Origin of the sequence: Vibrio sp. J502 (assembly GCF_025397955.1) — a bacterium.
GTDB classification, from domain to species: domain Bacteria; phylum Pseudomonadota; class Gammaproteobacteria; order Enterobacterales; family Vibrionaceae; genus Vibrio; species Vibrio anguillarum.
Map to the genome: position 1 here is coordinate 2,816,454 of NZ_CP104554.1, position 17,310 is coordinate 2,833,763.

Here is a 17,310-nt window from a genome sequence, read left to right on the forward strand (position 1 = left end):
GAGATTATGCGGGTATTTCTTCTCGACGAAGCATTTCGCCAGCTAAGGCGAGATACGCTTTTGCCCCAGCTGAATACTTGTCGTAGTACATTGCTGGCTTGCCATAACTTGGCGCTTCAGCAAGACGGACATTACGAGGAATAACGGTGCGATAGACTTTGTTTCCAAAGTGCTTTTTCAGTTGATCGGATACTTCATTGGCTAGGCGATTACGCGGATCGTACATCGTTCGAAGTAACCCTTCGATTTTCAGGTTTTCGTTGACTACCGCGGCTAACTTGCTGATGGTATCCATTAACGCCGTTAAACCTTCTAATGCAAAATACTCACATTGCATTGGCACTAACACAGAATCCGCTGCGGCCATGGCGTTGATTGTAAGAAGATTTAAAGAAGGAGGACAATCAATAAAGATGAAATCATAGTTATCACGAACTGGCGCGAGGGCATTTTTCAAACGCACTTCGCGAGCAAAGACTTCCATTAATTTGATTTCAGCGGCTGTCACGTCTCCGTTCGCCGCAATCAAATCGTAGTGTCCCGTTGTTTTGCGACACACGACTTCATCAAAAGGGGTGTCTTCGACCAACAATTCGTACGCGGTTGCATCTACTTGATACTTATCAACACCACTGGCCATCGTTGCATTGCCTTGTGGGTCGAGATCGATCACTAAAACTTTACGCTTAGTCGCCGCCATAGAGGCCGCTAAGTTAATGCACGTTGTTGTTTTTCCTACGCCACCTTTCTGGTTGGCGATTGCTACGATTTTGCCCACGGTATGCCTCGCTGTTATCCCTTGCGAGATAAGATTACAAGATGACGGTCACCTTCCAACTCAGGAACTTTCAAAGCTTTGACATCAGTCACAGAACACCACTCAGGTAGTGTGGCTATTTCCTCATCTGGCCGTTGTCCTTTCAGGGCTAAAAATCGGCCCGATGTTTCTTTTGGTAAATGGTGACACCATTCCACCATATCGAGCATTGAAGCAAACGCACGGCTCAGTACGCCATCAAATTTTACTTCAGGCTGAAACTCTTCGACTCGACTTTGAATCGTGGTCACATTTTTAATACCAAGCTCATGCAGAACTTGTTTAATAAAACGAATGCGCTTACCTAAACTATCGAGTAAGTAAAAGGTTTTATCAGGATTCATGATAGCGAGAGGTATACCAGGTAAACCAGGCCCAGTACCAACGTCGATAAAACGCTCACCCTGTAAGTGAGGACTTACCACTATACTATCTAAAATATGTTTCACCAACATATCCATAGGATCGCGCACTGAGGTGAGATTGTAGGCTTTGTTCCATTTATTCAGCAGTTCCACGTAACCGACTAATTGGCTACGTTGCTGCTCATTGACCTCGAGATCGGTTTGACCAATTAAATCATCGAGACGCGTTCTTAACTCGCTCATGCGGCGTCTTCCCCTTTCTTCAGTACACCTTGCTTTTTCAAATAAACCAATAAGATAGAAATAGCAGCAGGTGTAATACCAGAAATACGAGAGGCAATACCAACTGTTTCAGGCTTGGCATTGTTAAGCTTAAGGATCACTTCGTTGGACAAGCCTTTGACCTGTTTATAGTCAAGATCCAGCGGCAATTTAGTGTGCTCATGGCGCAATGATTTGTCGATCTCATCTTGCTGACGCTGAATATAACCATCGTATTTGATTTGAATTTCAACTTGCTCAGCCGCTTCACTATCGTTCAATGCTGGTGCAAATGACTCAAGCGACGTGAGCTGTTGATAGGTGATTTCAGGTCGACGTAGTAGATCTTCACCACTTGCTTCACGAGACATGGGTGTTTTGAGCAACGCATTCAGTGCATCAACACCAACGGAGTTCGGGTTCATCCACGTTTGTTTCAAACGTTGACGCTCGATTTCCATGTTTTCCATTTTTTGATTAAAACGCGCCCAGCGCACATCATCGACTAAACCTAACTCTCTGGCTTTTTCGGTTAAACGCAAATCGGCGTTATCTTCGCGTAGCAGTAAGCGATATTCAGCGCGAGAGGTAAACATGCGATAAGGTTCTTTGGTACCCATAGTGGAAAGATCATCGATCAACACGCCCATGTAAGCTTGATCACGGCGTGGACTCCAGCCTTCTTTTTCTTGGCTAAATAAGCTTGCATTCAAACCAGCCATTAACCCTTGCGCTGCCGCCTCTTCGTATCCGGTGGTGCCGTTGATTTGACCAGCAAAGAACAAACCACTGATGAATTTGGTTTCATAGGTTTGTTTTAAATCTTGTGGATTGAAAAAATCGTACTCTATGGCGTAACCCGGACGAACAATATGTGCGTTTTCAAACCCTTTCATTGAGCGAACGATCTGTACTTGTACATCAAACGGTAAGCTGGTGGAAATACCGTTAGGGTAGAGTTCTGTCGTGGTCAAACCTTCAGGCTCGATAAAAATTTGATGGCTATTTTTGTCGGCAAAACGCATAACTTTGTCTTCGATCGATGGGCAGTAGCGTGGGCCGATACCTTCGATGACACCTGCGTACATCGGACTACGATCAAGATTGGCACGGATCACATCATGCGTTTTATCGTTGGTATGCGTGATGTAGCATGGTATTTGACGTGGATGCTGTTCACGTTGTCCCATGAAGGAAAAAACAGGCGTTGGGTTATCACCGTGTTGTGTTTCTAACACTGAGAAGTCCACGCTACGGGCATCGATCCTTGGTGGCGTACCCGTTTTTAAACGATCGACTCGAAACGGCAGTTCACGTAAACGTTGCGCTAATGCGATCGATGGAGGATCTCCTGCGCGGCCTCCTGAGAAGTTTTCAAGACCAATGTGGATCTTTCCACCAAGGAAGGTGCCTACCGTCAATACCACCGCTTTGGCGTGGAATTTGAGGCCCATTTGAGTCTCAACGCCCATTACACGATCATTTTCAACGATAAGATCATCGACCGCTTGTTGGAACAAAGTTAAGTTTGGCGTGTTTTCAAGCACATCACGCACATACGATTTGTAAAGCGCACGATCTGCTTGGGCTCGAGTCGCTCGAACCGCTGGCCCTTTTGAGGCATTGAGTGTTCTAAATTGAATACCTGCATGATCAATCGCTTGTGCCATTAGACCGCCCATGGCATCAACTTCTTTAACCAGATGTCCTTTACCAATTCCGCCGATCGCAGGATTGCACGACATCTGTCCTAGAGTTTCAATGTTATGGGTAAGCAATAGCGTACTTTGACCAGTACGAGCTGCAGCGAGAGCGGCTTCCGTTCCAGCATGGCCACCACCGACCACAATGACGTCAAATTTTTCGTGATAAAGCATGAACCGACCTCAGGTATTCAATGAAGCATGGACTGACAAAAGAGGCGTATTCTACCTGCTTTCCACTGGCTAGAAAATCGCTTTTCTGCTTTTTTAATCTGAGCTTGGTAAGTTAATAATATATAAGATCTATATAGAGATCTTTTATTAGATCTATTATTAGGATCGAGCATATCTGTGGATAACCGATAAATGATCAACAAGATCATGGTTTTTAAGAGGATCATAAGCTGTGATCCTGACATGATCTAATCGTGTATTAGCTGGGATCAAAAAGGCTAGTTATGCACAGGGTCGTGAAATGCATAAGTTATTAATTGGATAACTATAGGTTAATCACCGAATAACAGCATAGTTATACACATTAAAATATTTAAAATGGACTTAACTTTTCTATGGCAAGTATTGAGACAGTTATACACAGAGCTTAAAAGTACAAAAAAAGCGGCTCACAGGCCGCTTGGTGACTTTATGCTATTCGCTAGAATTGTTCGATGTGCTGTTTGAGCCATACTTCAGCGGCATCTTCAGGAACGGAATATTCTAATATATCTATGGTGAAACAGTCGCTAATTGGCGTTGCACCTATATCCTCAAGCAGTTGATATGCATGCTTACCTGCTGCGCAAAACGTGTCATAGCTTGAATCGCCAAGTGCTACCACGGCATATTTTAACTCGCTCGTGTTCGGTGGTGTTGATTGCAAAGAAGCGATAAAAGGTTGGATATTGTCTGGGTAGTCACCCGCTCCATGCGTGGAGGTGACAATGAGCCAAGTCCCTTGTGAGGGTATATCACTTAAGTTGGGTTGGTTGTGGATAGTCGTAGTATAACCTTGCTCTTGCAGTAGATCGTTGAGATGATCGGCGACATATTCAGCGCCTCCTAAGGTGCTGCCAGTGATGATATGGATCATGAGATATTCCTATAATTAAGAGTGATCAAGCTTCTCTCTGCGATCATTTGCCGATACAGAACGACGAAAAGATGCGCCCTAACAAGTCATCGGAGCTAAATTCGCCCGTTATCTCGTTTAGATGTTGCTGCGATAAACGCAGTTCTTCCGCTAAGATTTCACCAGCCATGTAGCCTTCGAGCTGCTGCTGACCAATCATGAGGTGCTGTGCGGCGCGCTCTAGCGCGTCCAAATGGCGTCGTCTGGCCATAAAGCCGCCTTCATTGCCCCCAGCAAAGCCCATGCACTCTTTGAAATGAGTACGCAGAGCATCAACGCCCTCTCCAGTTTTTGCCGACAGGCGGATTAATGTTGGAGAATTAACATGACAGATACCGAGCGATTCTTTGGTTTGATCGACTTTGTTGCGGATCACCGTCATGCCGATGTTTTCAGGCAATCGATCGACAAAATCTGGCCAGATTTCTTTCGGATCGGTGGCATCGGTGGTGGTGCCGTCAACCATAAAGAGCACACGATCTGCTTTTGCTATTTCATCCCAAGCACGCTCAATACCTATTCTTTCGACTTCGTCATTGGCATCACGTAAGCCAGCGGTATCGATGATATGCAGTGGCATGCCATCGATGTGGATGTGCTCTCGCAGCACGTCACGTGTGGTTCCTGCGATGTCTGTAACGATGGCTGAATCTTTGCCTGAAAGCGCATTCAATAGACTCGATTTGCCCGCGTTAGGACGCCCTGCTATCACCACTTTCATCCCTTCGCGTAAAATGGCCCCTTGATTGGCCTCTTTGCGCACGGCGTCTAAGTTGTCGATGATATTTTGCAGATCTGCGGCAACTTTACCATCGGCAAGAAAATCGATCTCCTCTTCAGGAAAATCAATCGCTGCTTCAACGTAAATTCGCAGGTGGATTAGGGAATCGACCAAGGTATGAATGCGTTTGGAAAATTGACCTTGCAATGAATGAAGGGCGGATTTGGCCGCTTCTTCAGAGCTGGCGTCAATCAAATCGGCAATCGCTTCCGCTTGGGTTAAATCCATTTTGTCGTTTAAAAACGCACGCTCAGAAAATTCACCCGGGCGCGCTGCGCGCAAGTCACTGATAGCCAAAATGCGTTTGATCAGCATATCCATGACGACCGGACCGCCGTGTCCTTGTAGTTCGAGCACATCTTCGCCGGTAAAGGAGTGAGGGTTAGGAAAATAGATCGCGATGCCTTGGTCAAGTTCGGTGCCATCTTGATGCTTAAAAGGCAAGTATTCCGCATAACGAGGTTTTAGCGTTTTCCCGGTTACTTCAAGCGCGACTTGAGCGGCTTTCGGGCCTGAGACGCGAATAATCCCCACGCCACCTCGGCCTGGAGCGGTTGCTTGAGCAACAATGGTGTCTGTAGACATAAGGGTACCTAACATAGGGGTGTATGAGCGCAATTGTAATCAGCCAAAAACAAAAAGGCGACCAAAAGGTCGCCTTTTTTCACTTGTCAGTGTGACTTCTTGCTGAAGTGGCTACTTAGAGTGTAAGCCTTTTTTCTCCAGCGCTTTGTAAATCAAGGTTTGCTGGATCAAGGTAACGATGTTCGATACCAACCAGTAAATCACTAAACCTGATGGGAAGAACAAGAAGAAGAATGTAAACATAACCGGCATAAAGGTCATGATCTTCTGTTGCATCGGGTCAGTGACTGTCGTCGGGCTCATTTTCTGGATCATAAACATACTCACACCCATCAGCAGTGGCAAGATGTAGTATGGGTCTTGTGCTGAAAGGTCATGAATCCAACCAAAGAAAGGTGAATGACGAAGTTCAACCGATTCCATTAATGACCAGTAAAGCGCAATGAAGATAGGCATTTGCAGGAAGATAGGTAAACAACCACCGAGTGGGTTTACTTTCTCTTTCTTATACAGCTCCATCATTTCTTGGCTCATGCGTTGGCGGTCATCGCCGATGCGCTCACGCATTGCTTGCAGCTTTGGTTGCAGCATGCGCATTTTTGCCATAGAGGTGTATTGTGCTTTGGTCAGTGGGTACATAGCACCACGAACAATGAAGGTTAAGCAGATGATTGCTACACCCCAGTTGCTAACGAAGCTTTGAATGAATGAAAGCAACATGTGTAGTGGTTTTGCAATAAACCATAACCAGCCGTAGTCGACAACTAGATCAAGATTTGGCGCAACAGCAGCCATCTCATCTTGCAGTTTTGGACCGACCCAAAGTGTGGCTAAGAATGTTGCTTTTTCACCGTTGGCGATGGTTTTATTTGGCATGCGAACACCAATATCACCTAAGTTGCCAATCACGCGAGTGTATAAGTTTGAACCTGCTGCATCACGTGGGATCCACGCGCTGGCAAAGTAGTGTTGGATCATCGCCGCCCAACCTTCACCGTTAACCAAAGGCAGTGACAAGTTACGATCTTGCATATCATCGAAACTGTATTTCTTATAACGTGTATCTTGTGTTGAGTAAGCACCGCCACGGTAAGTTGGCATAGCCAAGCTGCCACCAGCGTCCAATAAATTTTGGCGTAGGTGTGCATACATACCCAGTGTCGCGTTATTACCAGATTGGTTGACTACATCAAATTCAACATCCAAGGCGTAGCTGCCACGTTTAAGGATGAAGGTTTTGGTGTATTCAAGGCCATTGGCTTGATAAGTCATGGGAATGCGCAGTTCGTCTTGACCATCCGCTAGAGCAAAGGTGTCGGCGCTAACAGTATAGTTTGGACGATTGTTGCTGCTTAAATCGATCCCTTGCGGTCCCACTAAACCACTTTGCGCGATAAACTGGTGACCAGGAATGTCTTTAAGTAGCACAAATGGGTCTTCTGAATTGAGTTCAGCATCGTACTTATTCAGCTCGGCCTTCACTACATCACCACCTACCGTGTCAATTGACAGAGTCAGTACATCAGTCTTGACGGTGATGGTTTTTGCAGACGCATTGGTTACTGCTGGTGCTGGGTCTAACTCATCAGCCATAGATGGTGCAGTTAAAGTGCTGCTATTTTGTGCCTGCTCAACCGCTTGAGGTGCTGGGTTCTTTGCTACTTGCCATTGCTGGAAAAGTAAAAAAGAAACGAGTGCCAAGGCGATTAACAGGATATTACGTTGAGAATCCATCGTTAATTATCTCTGTCTTGTTTTTGGACTGGTGGCGGAACGGGGTCAAAACCCCCTTCGTTCAAAGGGTGGCATTTTAATAGACGTTTGCCTGATAACCAACACCCTTTTACAAAACCGTGAGCTTTCAACGCTTCTATCGCATAGTTTGAACAGGTTGGAGTAAAACGACAGCGTGGTCCAAGCAGAGGACTGATGATTCCTTGGTAAAGACGGACGAATCCGATTGCTAACCACGCGAAGGGCGAGACAGGCGATGCCATAATTTTTCAAATAGTTTGAACATTTCTTCATTGCTTAAATCTTGCGCGCTCTTTTTCGCAATCACAACAAAATCTTTGTTAGGAAGTTGATGCTGTTTATTACGGAAGCTTTCGCGAGCGAGGCGTTTGAAGCGATTACGGCCAACAGCAGTTTTGATCTGTTTTTTGGGGACGGCCAACCCTAACCTTGGGTGGGTAAGAGCGTTTTCGCGAGCAATGATAGTGAAATGGGGGGAGCCTGCGCTGTGCGCTTGCTGGAAGACTTTTTTATAATGTTCGGGAGTTAACAAACGTAACTCCCGATTGAACGCGTACGTATTCAAAATAATCGCGAATTATTTTGACAGGCGCGCGCGGCCTTTAGCACGACGTGCATTAATAACCTTACGGCCATTCTTAGTTGCCATGCGTGCACGGAAACCGTGAGTACGCTTGCGCTTTAGAACGGTAGGTTGAAAAGTGCGTTTAGACATGTGTAATTACCTTACTGATCAGTAGTTTTTAGGTTCAAATAAACCCGGCGTGGGCATATTTTCGCTTCTTTAATAGAAAGAAAGGAATCCGACGCCTCTCAACAAAGAGGCGGAATTGTAATCACTGTCACAATAAGTGTCAACGATTGGGTTCACTAAAATTCCGGTCGGGGGATTATACGCAGTCTCCTTTAAATCACAAGGATCCTTCGTCGATCCCCACCTGATTTAAAAATTTCTTGAGCTTAGGATCCTGTGGATTACCAAAGATATCCTGTGGAGAGCCTTGCTCTACAATTTGCCCATCAGCCATGAAGATCACGCGATCGGCTACCTCTTTTGCAAACTGCATCTCATGGGTAACCACCAGCATTGTTTGGTGATGAGTGGCTAATTTCTTCATTAAAGCAAGCACTTCGCCAACCCATTCAGGATCGAGTGCTGACGTAGGTTCATCAAATAGCAGTAATTCTGGTTGTAGCGCCATCGCACGACCGATCCCAACGCGCTGCTGCTGGCCACCAGAAAGCGCTGCGGGATAACTCTCTCCTTTATCCCCAAGACCGATGTCATCCAAAATCTGCTGCGCACGGGTCAGGGCGAGATCTTTTTTCCAACCGTGCACCGTAATGAGCCCTTCGGCGACATTTTGCCTCGCCGTCATATGAGCAAACAGCGCGTAGTTTTGAAAAACAAAGCCTGTTTTTCTGCGCAGTGCTAATACATCTGCTTTGGTCTGTTGCTGGGTGTCGACGGTGACATCATCAATAGTAATGGAGCCTTGGTCTGCGCGTTCTAGGAAGTTGACGCAGCGCAGTAAGGTCGATTTACCTGTACCGCTTGAGCCAATAATGACGATGATTTCACCTTTTTCTATTGCTAAGCTGATTCCTTTGAGCACTTCAGTATCGCCAAAGCGCTTATGAATATTATCGAGTTTAATCATCGTACATACGCCTTATTGAGCCTATCTTCAGCCCAAATTTGTACCCGAGTCAGTACCACCACTACGGCCCAGTAAATTAATGCAACGGCGAGGAAAGCTTCAAAGAAGCGAAAGCTTGACGAAGCTTCCATCTGCGCTCTGGCCATGATCTCAGCGACTCCTAATGTAAAAGCTAATGAGGTCGATTTGATCATATCAATGAAGTAATTCATTAATGATGGCAACGCTATACGAGTGGCTTGCGGCAAAATAATGCGGCGCATTGCTTGGCTTGTGGTCATACCCACAGACAAACTCGCTTCCATTTGGCTGCGATCAATACCCAAAATGGCGGCGCGAATACTTTCTGCCATATAAGCGGCGAAGTGAAGAGTTAGCCCGATCACCGCGGCGCTAAATGCATTTAAACCGACCATCCACGGTAACACTTGCGGCAGACCATAGTAGAGTAGAAATAGTTGTACCAGCAGGGGAGTACCGCGGAAAAAGCTGATGTACAGCTGGCTTAGCGGATCCAAAATGGGCACTTTGAACACACGAATATTGGCTAAAATGACCGACAGGATCAAAGCAAACACTAAGCCCCAAGTCGCCATCTCCATGGTGGTGCCTAAATACCTGAGCAGTATTGGCATCAGCTCAAGCATATAGTGAAAATCAAATCCCATCGGCTTACCTTTTTAAAACAAAAAAGGTGGAATGTGTGGTTCCACCTCAATCCTATCTTTTGATAATAGGGGAATTTACTTATTGGTGATATCGGCAGCAAACCATTTTTCAGAAATCGCACTCAGTGTGCCATCAGCGCGCATCGAGGCTAACGCTTGATTCACTTCAGCTTGCAGTTTTTGGCCTTGCTCGTTGTTAACAAACGGCCAAGCGTTTTCAATGGTTTCAAAAGGGTGACCAGCCAATTGCAACGGTAAGCCCGTTGTTTTAATCAATTCCAGAGCCGAAAGGCGATCCATCACAAACGCATCGGCACGGCCAAGAGCAACGTCATGTTCAATGCCAGTATCGTAAGTTTTGATGATGATTTTATTGTCTTTGTCAAAGCTGCGTAGTAGCTGCTCGAAGTTTGAGCCTAAATTGACCGCGACCGTTTTGCCGGCAAGATCGTCAATCCCTTTAATGCTGTCATTACCTTTGCGAACGGTAATTTGTGCACCGTCGATGACATACGGGTCAGCAAATAAGTATTTCGCTTTACGTGCTTCTGTGACGGTGATTTGGTTTGAAATGGTATCAATTCGGCCAGTTTCAAGCAGGCCAAAGAGACCGGAGAAATTAGCAGTAACATATTTTACATCGTAATCATTGCGTTTACCTATCTCATCCCAAACATCCACTTCAAAGCCTTGCAGCTTGTCTTGTTTGACAAAAGTGAATGGAAAATAGCGCCCTGACATGCCGACTTTTATTTCCGTTGCCGCGTGTACGCTTGCAGCGGATAGTGCAATTGCAGTAATGGCGACTTTAACCCAGTTTTTCATCTTGAAACTCCTTATATTTATAGAGAGGGATGTTACTGGTAAAGCACTCAATAGAATAAATAACCAGTAGTTATTAACCATAACCGAACATAGTGACACAATTGGGGATAAGTATAGAGGATCCTTGTATATGTGGATCATCGTGTGGGTAAAGTGGTGCTAATTGTGAAGATCGACAAAAATCAAGCGCAAATTGTGTGAATAACTTCGATCTTATTCACTGGATCACGGATCAATCGCTGGCGATCTTGGTTATCAACAGGTAAAATCGCCAGTCTTTTCGATCATTTACTTAGGGTGAGGGCAACCGTGTCATCTTCGCTTTGGTTGCAATGTTTGCAACAGCTTCAAGAAGAGTTACCAGCAGCGGAATTCAGCATGTGGGTACGTCCGTTACAAGCGGAGCTCAATGACAATACTCTCACTTTATTCGCCCCAAACCGATTTGTGCTTGATTGGGTGCGCGATAAATACATCAACAGCATCAACCGACTACTGCAAGAGCATTGTGGCCACGATACCCCGAACCTGCGTTTTGAAGTGGGTAGTCGCCGGGTCAGCGCGCCTAAAGCTGCTCCCGTTCGTACTCAAGCGGATGTCGCGGCTGAATCTTCAGCTCCTGCACAGTTACAAGCGCGTAAACCAGTACATCGTACGTGGGAAAACGACACGGTTGTGGCAGACATTAATCACAGATCAAACGTTAACCCTAAACATAAGTTCAATAACTTCGTTGAAGGTAAATCGAACCAACTTGGTTTGGCTGCAGCGCGTCAAGTTTCCGATAACCCCGGCGCGGCCTATAACCCACTCTTCTTATACGGTGGTACAGGGCTAGGTAAAACACACTTATTGCACGCCGTTGGTAATGCGATTGTTGATAACAACCCGAATGCGAAAGTGATTTACATGCACTCAGAGCGTTTCGTGCAAGATATGGTGAAAGCGCTGCAAAATAATGCGATTGAAGAGTTCAAACGCTATTACCGCAGTGTTGATGCACTCTTGATCGATGATATTCAATTCTTTGCCAATAAAGAGCGTTCGCAAGAAGAGTTCTTTCATACCTTTAACGCATTGCTTGAAGGTAACCAACAAATCATTTTGACTTCCGACCGCTATCCGAAAGAGATCAATGGGGTGGAAGATCGCCTTAAATCTCGTTTTGGTTGGGGTTTGACGGTTGCGATTGAGCCACCAGAGCTTGAAACGCGTGTCGCGATTTTAATGAAGAAGGCAGAAGATCACCAAATTCATCTTGCCGATGAAGTTGCCTTTTTTATTGCCAAACGCTTACGTTCCAACGTGCGTGAATTGGAAGGCGCACTAAACCGTGTTATCGCCAACGCTAACTTTACTGGCCGTCCGATCACCATCGATTTTGTGCGTGAAGCGCTGCGTGACTTATTAGCTTTGCAAGAAAAATTGGTCACCATTGATAACATTCAAAAGACCGTGGCGGAATACTACAAAATTAAAGTGGCGGATTTGCTTTCTAAACGTCGCTCTCGCTCGGTTGCTCGTCCACGCCAGTTGGCGATGGCACTGGCTAAAGAGCTGACTAACCACAGCTTGCCTGAAATTGGTGATGCGTTTGGTGGCCGAGATCATACGACAGTGCTGCACGCTTGCCGTAAAATCCAGCAGTTACGTGAAGAGAGCCACGACATCAAAGAAGACTATTCGAATTTAATTCGTACCCTGTCTTCTTGATGCACAACCTTCTTATATCAGCTATTTTAACCCTCACATTTGGGGTTGCCCGATAACATCGTAAGAGCTAACTATGAAATTTACTATTGAACGTAGCCACTTCATTAAGCCACTTCAGCAAGTATCTGGAACATTAGGCGGACGTGCGACTTTGCCAATTCTTGGTAATTTGTTGCTCAAAGTGGAAGAGAACGTGCTGTCGATGACGGCGACCGATCTTGAAGTCGAACTGATTAGCCGCGTGACACTTGAAGGTGAGTGCGAAGCAGGAAGCATCACTGTCCCTGCGCGTAAATTTTTAGATATTTGTCGTGGCTTGCCCGATAGCGCCGTGATCACTGTGGTATTGGAAGGCGATCGCATTCAGATGCGTTCTGGCCGTAGCCGTTTCTCTTTGGCAACCTTACCTGCCAGTGACTTTCCTAATATTGAAGATTGGCAAAGTGAAGTGGAAGTGTCGCTCACTCAGGCAGAACTGCGCAGTTTAATTGAGAAAACCCAGTTTTCGATGGCTAACCAAGATGTGCGTTATTATCTGAACGGTATGCTATTTGAAATCGACGGTTCAACCTTGCGCTCTGTGGCAACCGATGGACACCGTATGGCGGTTTCGCAAACGGCACTCAGCGCGGATTTTGCCAATAAACAGATCATCGTGCCGCGTAAAGGGATACAGGAACTGGTCAAGTTACTTGATGCGCCAGAACAGCCGGTTGTGCTGCAAATTGGTAGCTCAAATTTGCGCGCCCAAGTGAATAACTTCATCTTCACTTCTAAGCTGGTTGATGGCCGCTTCCCTGATTATCGCCGCGTTATGCCGCAGCAAACGACCAAAACCTTAGAAACGGGCTGTGATGAGTTACGTCAGGCATTTTCTCGTGCCGCTATTCTCTCAAATGAAAAGTTTCGCGGGGTACGGGTTAATCTTGCGGATAATGAAATGCGCATTACCGCCAACAACCCAGAGCAAGAAGAAGCGGAAGAGTTGTTGGATGTCACCTTTGAAGGCGACGCCATCGAAATCGGTTTTAACGTCAGCTATGTGCTCGATGTACTGAATACATTACGTTGTGAACAGGTTCGTGTATCGATGTCTGACGCCAACGCCAGCGCGCTGATTGAAAATCGCGATGACGACAGCGCAATGTATGTCGTCATGCCGATCCGACTTTAAGTTTGCGCAATGCCGCTGACTCGTTTAATCGTCCAACAATTTCGCAATATTAAAGCCTGTGATATCCCATTATCATCAGGCTTTAACTTTCTTATTGGCCCTAATGGCAGCGGCAAAACCAGTGTACTGGAAGCGATTTACCTGCTGGGTCATGGCCGCTCGTTCAAAAGCGCCTTAACCGGACGCGTCATACAAAATGAGTGTCAGGAGCTGTTTGTGCATGGGCGTTTTTTGACCTCGGATCAATTTGAGCTACCGATTGGCATTAATAAGCAGCGTGACGGTTCAACAGAGGTTAAAATAGGCGGTCAATCTGGACAAAAACTGGCGCAATTGGCACAAGTTTTACCTTTGCAATTGATTCATCCGGAAGGGTTTGATCTGCTCACCGATGGACCAAAACAACGACGTGCATTTATTGATTGGGGGGTATTTCATAGTGAACCTGCCTTTTATGATGCGTGGGGGCGTTTTAAGCGCCTCAATAAGCAGCGCAATGCGTTGTTAAAAACGGCAACCCATTATCGTGAACTCAGTTATTGGGATCAGGAGATGGCGCGCTTGGCTGAACAAATCGATGCATGGCGCACACATTATGTGACGCAAATGAAGTGTGTTGCCGAGGCGTTGTGTCGCAGTTTTTTGCCAGAATTTGATGTGCAAATGAAGTATTATCGTGGTTGGGAAAAAGAGACGCCCTATCAACAAATCCTCGAGAAAAACTTCGAACGCGATCAATCGCTAGGCTACACATTCAGTGGCCCGAACAAAGCGGATTTAAAAATAAAGGTCAATGGAACACCGGTTGAAGATGTTCTATCACGCGGTCAGCTTAAATTAATGGTGTGTGCACTGCGCGTCGCACAAGGACAACACTTAACCGAGCTGACAGGTAAGCAATGCATCTATTTAATTGATGACTTTGCTTCCGAATTAGATAGCCATCGTCGTAAGCGTTTAGCGGATTGCTTAAAATCGACGGGGGCACAAGTTTTTGTAAGTTCTATTACGCAAGGCCAAGTTGCAGACATGATTGAGTCAAACAGCAAGATGTTTCATGTGGAACATGGCACAATAGGGCACGGATAAAATAGTGAGAGAGTAACTCATGTCGAATAATTACGATTCATCGAGTATTAAGGTACTGAAGGGTCTGGACGCGGTTCGTAAACGTCCAGGAATGTACATCGGCGACACGGATGATGGCACCGGTCTGCACCACATGGTTTTTGAGGTGGTGGATAACTCAATTGATGAAGCGTTGGCAGGTCACTGTAAAGACATCGTAGTGACTATTCACGAAGACAATTCAGTTTCAGTTAGCGATGATGGCCGTGGTATTCCTACCGACCTTCACGAAGAAGAACAAGTTTCTGCCGCGGAAGTTATTATGACGGTTCTGCATGCGGGCGGTAAATTTGATGACAACTCATACAAGGTTTCGGGTGGTCTGCATGGTGTCGGTGTGTCCGTCGTCAACGCGCTGTCTGAAAAAGTGCTACTGACTATCTATCGTAACGGCGCTATTCACACACAAACTTATTGTCACGGTGTGCCACAAGCGCCGTTGGCTGTGGTGGGTGAAACCGATAAAACAGGGACAACCCTGCGTTTTTGGCCAAGTGCTGAAACCTTTACCAACATTGAATTCCATTACGATATTTTAGCTAAGCGTCTGCGTGAGCTCTCTTTTCTAAACTCTGGTGTATCCATCAAACTGTTTGATGAACGCGAAGAAGACAAAAAAGACCACTTCAGATATGAAGGTGGTATTAAAGCGTTTGTTGGCCATTTAAACCGCAATAAAACGCCGATCCATGAAAAAGTATTCCATTTCAGCTCTGAGCGTGACGATGGGATTACCGTGGAAGTGGCGATGCAGTGGAACGATGGTTTCCAAGAAAACATTTACTGCTTTACCAACAATATTCCTCAACGTGATGGTGGTGCCCACTTAGCGGGTTTCCGTGGGGCGTTAACTCGTACCCTAAACACCTTCATGGATAAAGAAGGCTTCTCGAAAAAAGCGCAAGCGGCGACCTCGGGTGATGATGCTCGTGAAGGTTTAACCGCGGTGGTTTCAGTGAAAGTGCCGGATCCTAAGTTCTCTAGCCAAACTAAAGATAAATTGGTTTCATCCGAGGTGAAATCTGCGGTTGAGTCAGCAATGGGTGAGAAATTGGCGGAGTTTTTGGCTGAAAACCCAAGCGAAGCCAAAATGGTCTGTTCAAAAATCATTGATGCGGCTCGTGCTCGTGAAGCGGCGCGTAAAGCGCGTGAAATGACACGTCGTAAAGGTGCGTTAGATCTTGCCGGTTTGCCGGGTAAACTCGCCGATTGCCAAGAAAAAGATCCTGCACTATCTGAACTGTACATAGTGGAAGGGGACTCTGCTGGCGGTTCTGCCAAGCAGGGACGTAACCGTAAAAACCAAGCGATTTTGCCACTGAAAGGTAAAATTCTTAACGTTGAAAAAGCACGTTTCGACAAAATGCTTTCTTCGCAAGAAGTCGCAACGCTTATCACCGCATTAGGCTGTGGCATTGGCCGTGATGAATATAACCCAGACAAACTGCGTTATCACAACATCATCATCATGACCGATGCGGACGTCGACGGTTCGCACATCCGTACGCTACTGTTGACCTTCTTCTATCGTCAAATGCCTGAGCTGATTGAGCGTGGCTACATCTACATTGCTCAACCGCCTTTGTATAAAGTGAAAAAAGGCAAGCAAGAGCAGTACATCAAAGATGAAGATGCGATGAACCAATACCAAGTTGCTTTAGCATTGGATGGAGCCTCATTGCATGTTAACCCTCAAGCGCCAGCATTAGCAGGTGAAGCGTTAGAAACCTTGGTTAAGCAATACAATGTCGCCATTAAGCTGGTGGAGCGTATGAGCCGCCGCTACCCTTACGCCTTGATCCATGAATTCATCTATATGCCGCGTATCATTGTTGATCAATGCGCTGATTCTGCAGTAGTAGAAGCGTGGGGCAAACAGCTGGTGGAGCAGTTAAATGCGAAAGAAGTTGGCGCAAGCCAATACAGCATTGAAACTGAGCACAATGCAGAGCTTGGTATTTATCAGCCTAAGATTGTAGTGCGCACTCATGGTGTAACGCACCAACATCTATTAAGTGCTGATTTGCTCAATTCGAAAGAGTACAGCAAGCTGGCGGACCTTTCTGAAGCACTTTATGGCTTAGTTGAAGAAGGGGCTTACATTCAACGTGGTGAGCGTATTCAACCTGTCGATAACTTTGTTGAGGCGTTGAACTGGTTAATTAAAGAGTCTCGTCGTGGCCTAAGCCTGCAACGCTACAAAGGTCTAGGTGAAATGAACCCAGATCAGTTGTGGGAAACGACGATGGATCCTGAATCTCGCCGTATGCTGCAAGTCACGATTGAAGATGCTGTTGGTGCTGATGAACTGTTTACCACCTTGATGGGTGATCAAGTTGAGCCGCGTCGCGCATTCATCGAAGAGAACGCCTTAAAAGTTGCCAACCTCGATGTCTAAGTCGTTGCTATAAAGCAAATCCCAAAAACACCGTTTCGCAAGAGCGGTGTTTTTTTATGGTCAATACAAAGTCACCCAACGTGGGAGCAACCATTTTTAGCATCAACACTTTCTACTTATCTTAGGTTGTCTTCAAGGATAAAAGGTCATAAACGTTTTTTTATTGGGATTTTCTCTCAATAAAAAAAAGTATCTACTATTTTATTTTATTCCATGTTTTTATAGGTTTTTATGAGCTTGAATTATATTTTTTGGCCGATATAGTATTCATTAATTACTTTTTAGGAGATGTGGGTTTGTTATTTATCTTACAGTAATAAATCCGAAGGTCTAACTTTCGGATATTA

The 17,310-nt window shown here is 45.7% G+C and carries 16 protein-coding genes; 4 read left to right on the top strand and 12 right to left on the bottom strand.

The genetic code is table 11. The features are described 5' to 3' along the window. Nucleotides 1–4: 4 nt before the first annotated feature. The 12 genes from N5E84_RS13160 to N5E84_RS13215 all read right to left on the bottom strand — a co-directional run bounded on the left by N5E84_RS13160 (nucleotide 5) and on the right by N5E84_RS13215 (nucleotide 10,550). Nucleotides 5–778, bottom strand: a complete 774-nt coding sequence (locus N5E84_RS13160) for a ParA family protein (protein WP_013855586.1) — start codon at nucleotides 776–778, stop codon at nucleotides 5–7. A 14-nt stretch (nucleotides 779–792) separates the two neighbouring features. Further along, entirely contained in the window at nucleotides 793–1,425 is a 633-nt protein-coding gene (gene rsmG / locus N5E84_RS13165; protein ID WP_010319958.1) for a 16S rRNA (guanine(527)-N(7))-methyltransferase RsmG, read from the bottom strand. Further along, on the bottom strand, nucleotides 1,422–3,320 hold the full coding sequence (mnmG, locus tag N5E84_RS13170; protein ID WP_019281693.1) for a tRNA uridine-5-carboxymethylaminomethyl(34) synthesis enzyme MnmG: 1,899 nt from the start codon (nucleotides 3,318–3,320) through the stop codon (nucleotides 1,422–1,424). The genes rsmG and mnmG overlap by 4 nt, the downstream gene beginning before the upstream one ends. Nucleotides 3,321–3,801: 481 nt before the next feature. Next, nucleotides 3,802–4,236, bottom strand: coding sequence for an FMN-binding protein MioC (gene mioC / locus N5E84_RS13175; RefSeq protein WP_017044116.1), 435 nt, complete (start codon nucleotides 4,234–4,236; stop codon nucleotides 3,802–3,804). A gap of 43 nt (nucleotides 4,237–4,279) precedes the next feature. Next, nucleotides 4,280–5,641: a tRNA uridine-5-carboxymethylaminomethyl(34) synthesis GTPase MnmE gene (gene mnmE / locus N5E84_RS13180; protein ID WP_029388114.1), complete on the bottom strand. Its 1,362-nt coding sequence runs from the start codon at nucleotides 5,639–5,641 to the stop codon at nucleotides 4,280–4,282. Nucleotides 5,642–5,752: 111 nt separating this feature from the next. Beyond that, a complete protein-coding gene (gene yidC / locus N5E84_RS13185) occupies nucleotides 5,753–7,375 on the bottom strand; it encodes a membrane protein insertase YidC (protein WP_017046370.1) in 1,623 nt (540 codons plus the stop codon). A 2-nt stretch (nucleotides 7,376–7,377) separates the two neighbouring features. Then, entirely contained in the window at nucleotides 7,378–7,638 is a 261-nt protein-coding gene (gene yidD, locus N5E84_RS13190; protein ID WP_010319953.1) for a membrane protein insertion efficiency factor YidD, read from the bottom strand. Next, a complete protein-coding gene (rnpA, locus tag N5E84_RS13195; RefSeq protein ID WP_026027667.1) occupies nucleotides 7,605–7,961 on the bottom strand; it encodes a ribonuclease P protein component in 357 nt (118 codons plus the stop codon). Before rnpA ends, yidD begins: the two co-directional genes overlap by 34 nt. 12 nt (nucleotides 7,962–7,973) lie before the next feature. Further along, nucleotides 7,974–8,111, bottom strand: a complete 138-nt coding sequence (gene rpmH / locus N5E84_RS13200) for a 50S ribosomal protein L34 (protein ID WP_010319951.1) — start codon at nucleotides 8,109–8,111, stop codon at nucleotides 7,974–7,976. Between the two features lie 196 nt (nucleotides 8,112–8,307). Next, complete coding sequence (locus tag N5E84_RS13205) at nucleotides 8,308–9,057, bottom strand: amino acid ABC transporter ATP-binding protein (protein WP_013855580.1); 750 nt, start codon at nucleotides 9,055–9,057, stop codon at nucleotides 8,308–8,310. After that, the gene (locus N5E84_RS13210; RefSeq protein ID WP_029388115.1) at nucleotides 9,054–9,725 is read right to left on the bottom strand and encodes an amino acid ABC transporter permease; all 672 of its coding nucleotides are present in this window, start codon (nucleotides 9,723–9,725) and stop codon (nucleotides 9,054–9,056) included. Before N5E84_RS13210 ends, N5E84_RS13205 begins: the two co-directional genes overlap by 4 nt. Nucleotides 9,726–9,800: 75 nt before the next feature. After that, nucleotides 9,801–10,550 (bottom strand): amino acid ABC transporter substrate-binding protein, encoded by a 750-nt coding sequence (locus tag N5E84_RS13215; protein ID WP_026027668.1) that lies wholly within the window; start codon nucleotides 10,548–10,550, stop codon nucleotides 9,801–9,803. A gap of 309 nt (nucleotides 10,551–10,859) precedes the next feature. Between N5E84_RS13215 and dnaA the strand changes: the two genes are divergently transcribed. The 4 genes from dnaA to gyrB all read left to right on the top strand — a co-directional run bounded on the left by dnaA (nucleotide 10,860) and on the right by gyrB (nucleotide 16,963). Beyond that, nucleotides 10,860–12,263 carry a chromosomal replication initiator protein DnaA gene (dnaA, locus tag N5E84_RS13220; protein WP_010319947.1) on the top strand — a complete coding sequence of 468 codons (1,404 nt, stop codon included), beginning with the start codon at nucleotides 10,860–10,862 and terminating at the stop codon, nucleotides 12,261–12,263. A gap of 73 nt (nucleotides 12,264–12,336) precedes the next feature. Further along, nucleotides 12,337–13,437 (top strand): DNA polymerase III subunit beta, encoded by a 1,101-nt coding sequence (dnaN, locus tag N5E84_RS13225; protein WP_019281695.1) that lies wholly within the window; start codon nucleotides 12,337–12,339, stop codon nucleotides 13,435–13,437. Nucleotides 13,438–13,446: 9 nt separating this feature from the next. Next, complete coding sequence (gene recF, locus N5E84_RS13230) at nucleotides 13,447–14,526, top strand: DNA replication/repair protein RecF (RefSeq protein WP_019281696.1); 1,080 nt, start codon at nucleotides 13,447–13,449, stop codon at nucleotides 14,524–14,526. 19 nt (nucleotides 14,527–14,545) lie between these two features. Beyond that, nucleotides 14,546–16,963 (top strand): DNA topoisomerase (ATP-hydrolyzing) subunit B, encoded by a 2,418-nt coding sequence (gene gyrB, locus N5E84_RS13235; protein WP_019281697.1) that lies wholly within the window; start codon nucleotides 14,546–14,548, stop codon nucleotides 16,961–16,963. The last annotated feature ends 347 nt before the right edge of the window (nucleotides 16,964–17,310 follow it).

Excerpts from the sequence above, each read along its gene's own strand:
- rsmG (WP_010319958.1), bottom strand. The coding sequence starts at position 1,425 with ATGAGCGAGTTAAGAACGCGTCTCGATGATTTAATTGGTCAAACCGAT.
- mnmG (WP_019281693.1), bottom strand. The coding sequence starts at position 3,320 with ATGCTTTATCACGAAAAATTTGACGTCATTGTGGTCGGTGGTGGCCAT.
- mioC (WP_017044116.1), bottom strand. The coding sequence starts at position 4,236 with ATGATCCATATCATCACTGGCAGCACCTTAGGAGGCGCTGAATATGTC.
- mnmE (WP_029388114.1), bottom strand. The coding sequence starts at position 5,641 with ATGTCTACAGACACCATTGTTGCTCAAGCAACCGCTCCAGGCCGAGGT.
- yidC (WP_017046370.1), bottom strand. The coding sequence starts at position 7,375 with ATGGATTCTCAACGTAATATCCTGTTAATCGCCTTGGCACTCGTTTCT.
- yidD (WP_010319953.1), bottom strand. The coding sequence starts at position 7,638 with ATGGCATCGCCTGTCTCGCCCTTCGCGTGGTTAGCAATCGGATTCGTC.
- rpmH (WP_010319951.1), bottom strand. The coding sequence starts at position 8,111 with ATGTCTAAACGCACTTTTCAACCTACCGTTCTAAAGCGCAAGCGTACT.
- N5E84_RS13205 (WP_013855580.1), bottom strand. The coding sequence starts at position 9,057 with ATGATTAAACTCGATAATATTCATAAGCGCTTTGGCGATACTGAAGTG.
- N5E84_RS13210 (WP_029388115.1), bottom strand. The coding sequence starts at position 9,725 with ATGGGATTTGATTTTCACTATATGCTTGAGCTGATGCCAATACTGCTC.
- N5E84_RS13215 (WP_026027668.1), bottom strand. The coding sequence starts at position 10,550 with ATGAAAAACTGGGTTAAAGTCGCCATTACTGCAATTGCACTATCCGCT.
- dnaN (WP_019281695.1), top strand. The coding sequence starts at position 12,337 with ATGAAATTTACTATTGAACGTAGCCACTTCATTAAGCCACTTCAGCAA.
- recF (WP_019281696.1), top strand. The coding sequence starts at position 13,447 with ATGCCGCTGACTCGTTTAATCGTCCAACAATTTCGCAATATTAAAGCC.
- gyrB (WP_019281697.1), top strand. The coding sequence starts at position 14,546 with ATGTCGAATAATTACGATTCATCGAGTATTAAGGTACTGAAGGGTCTG.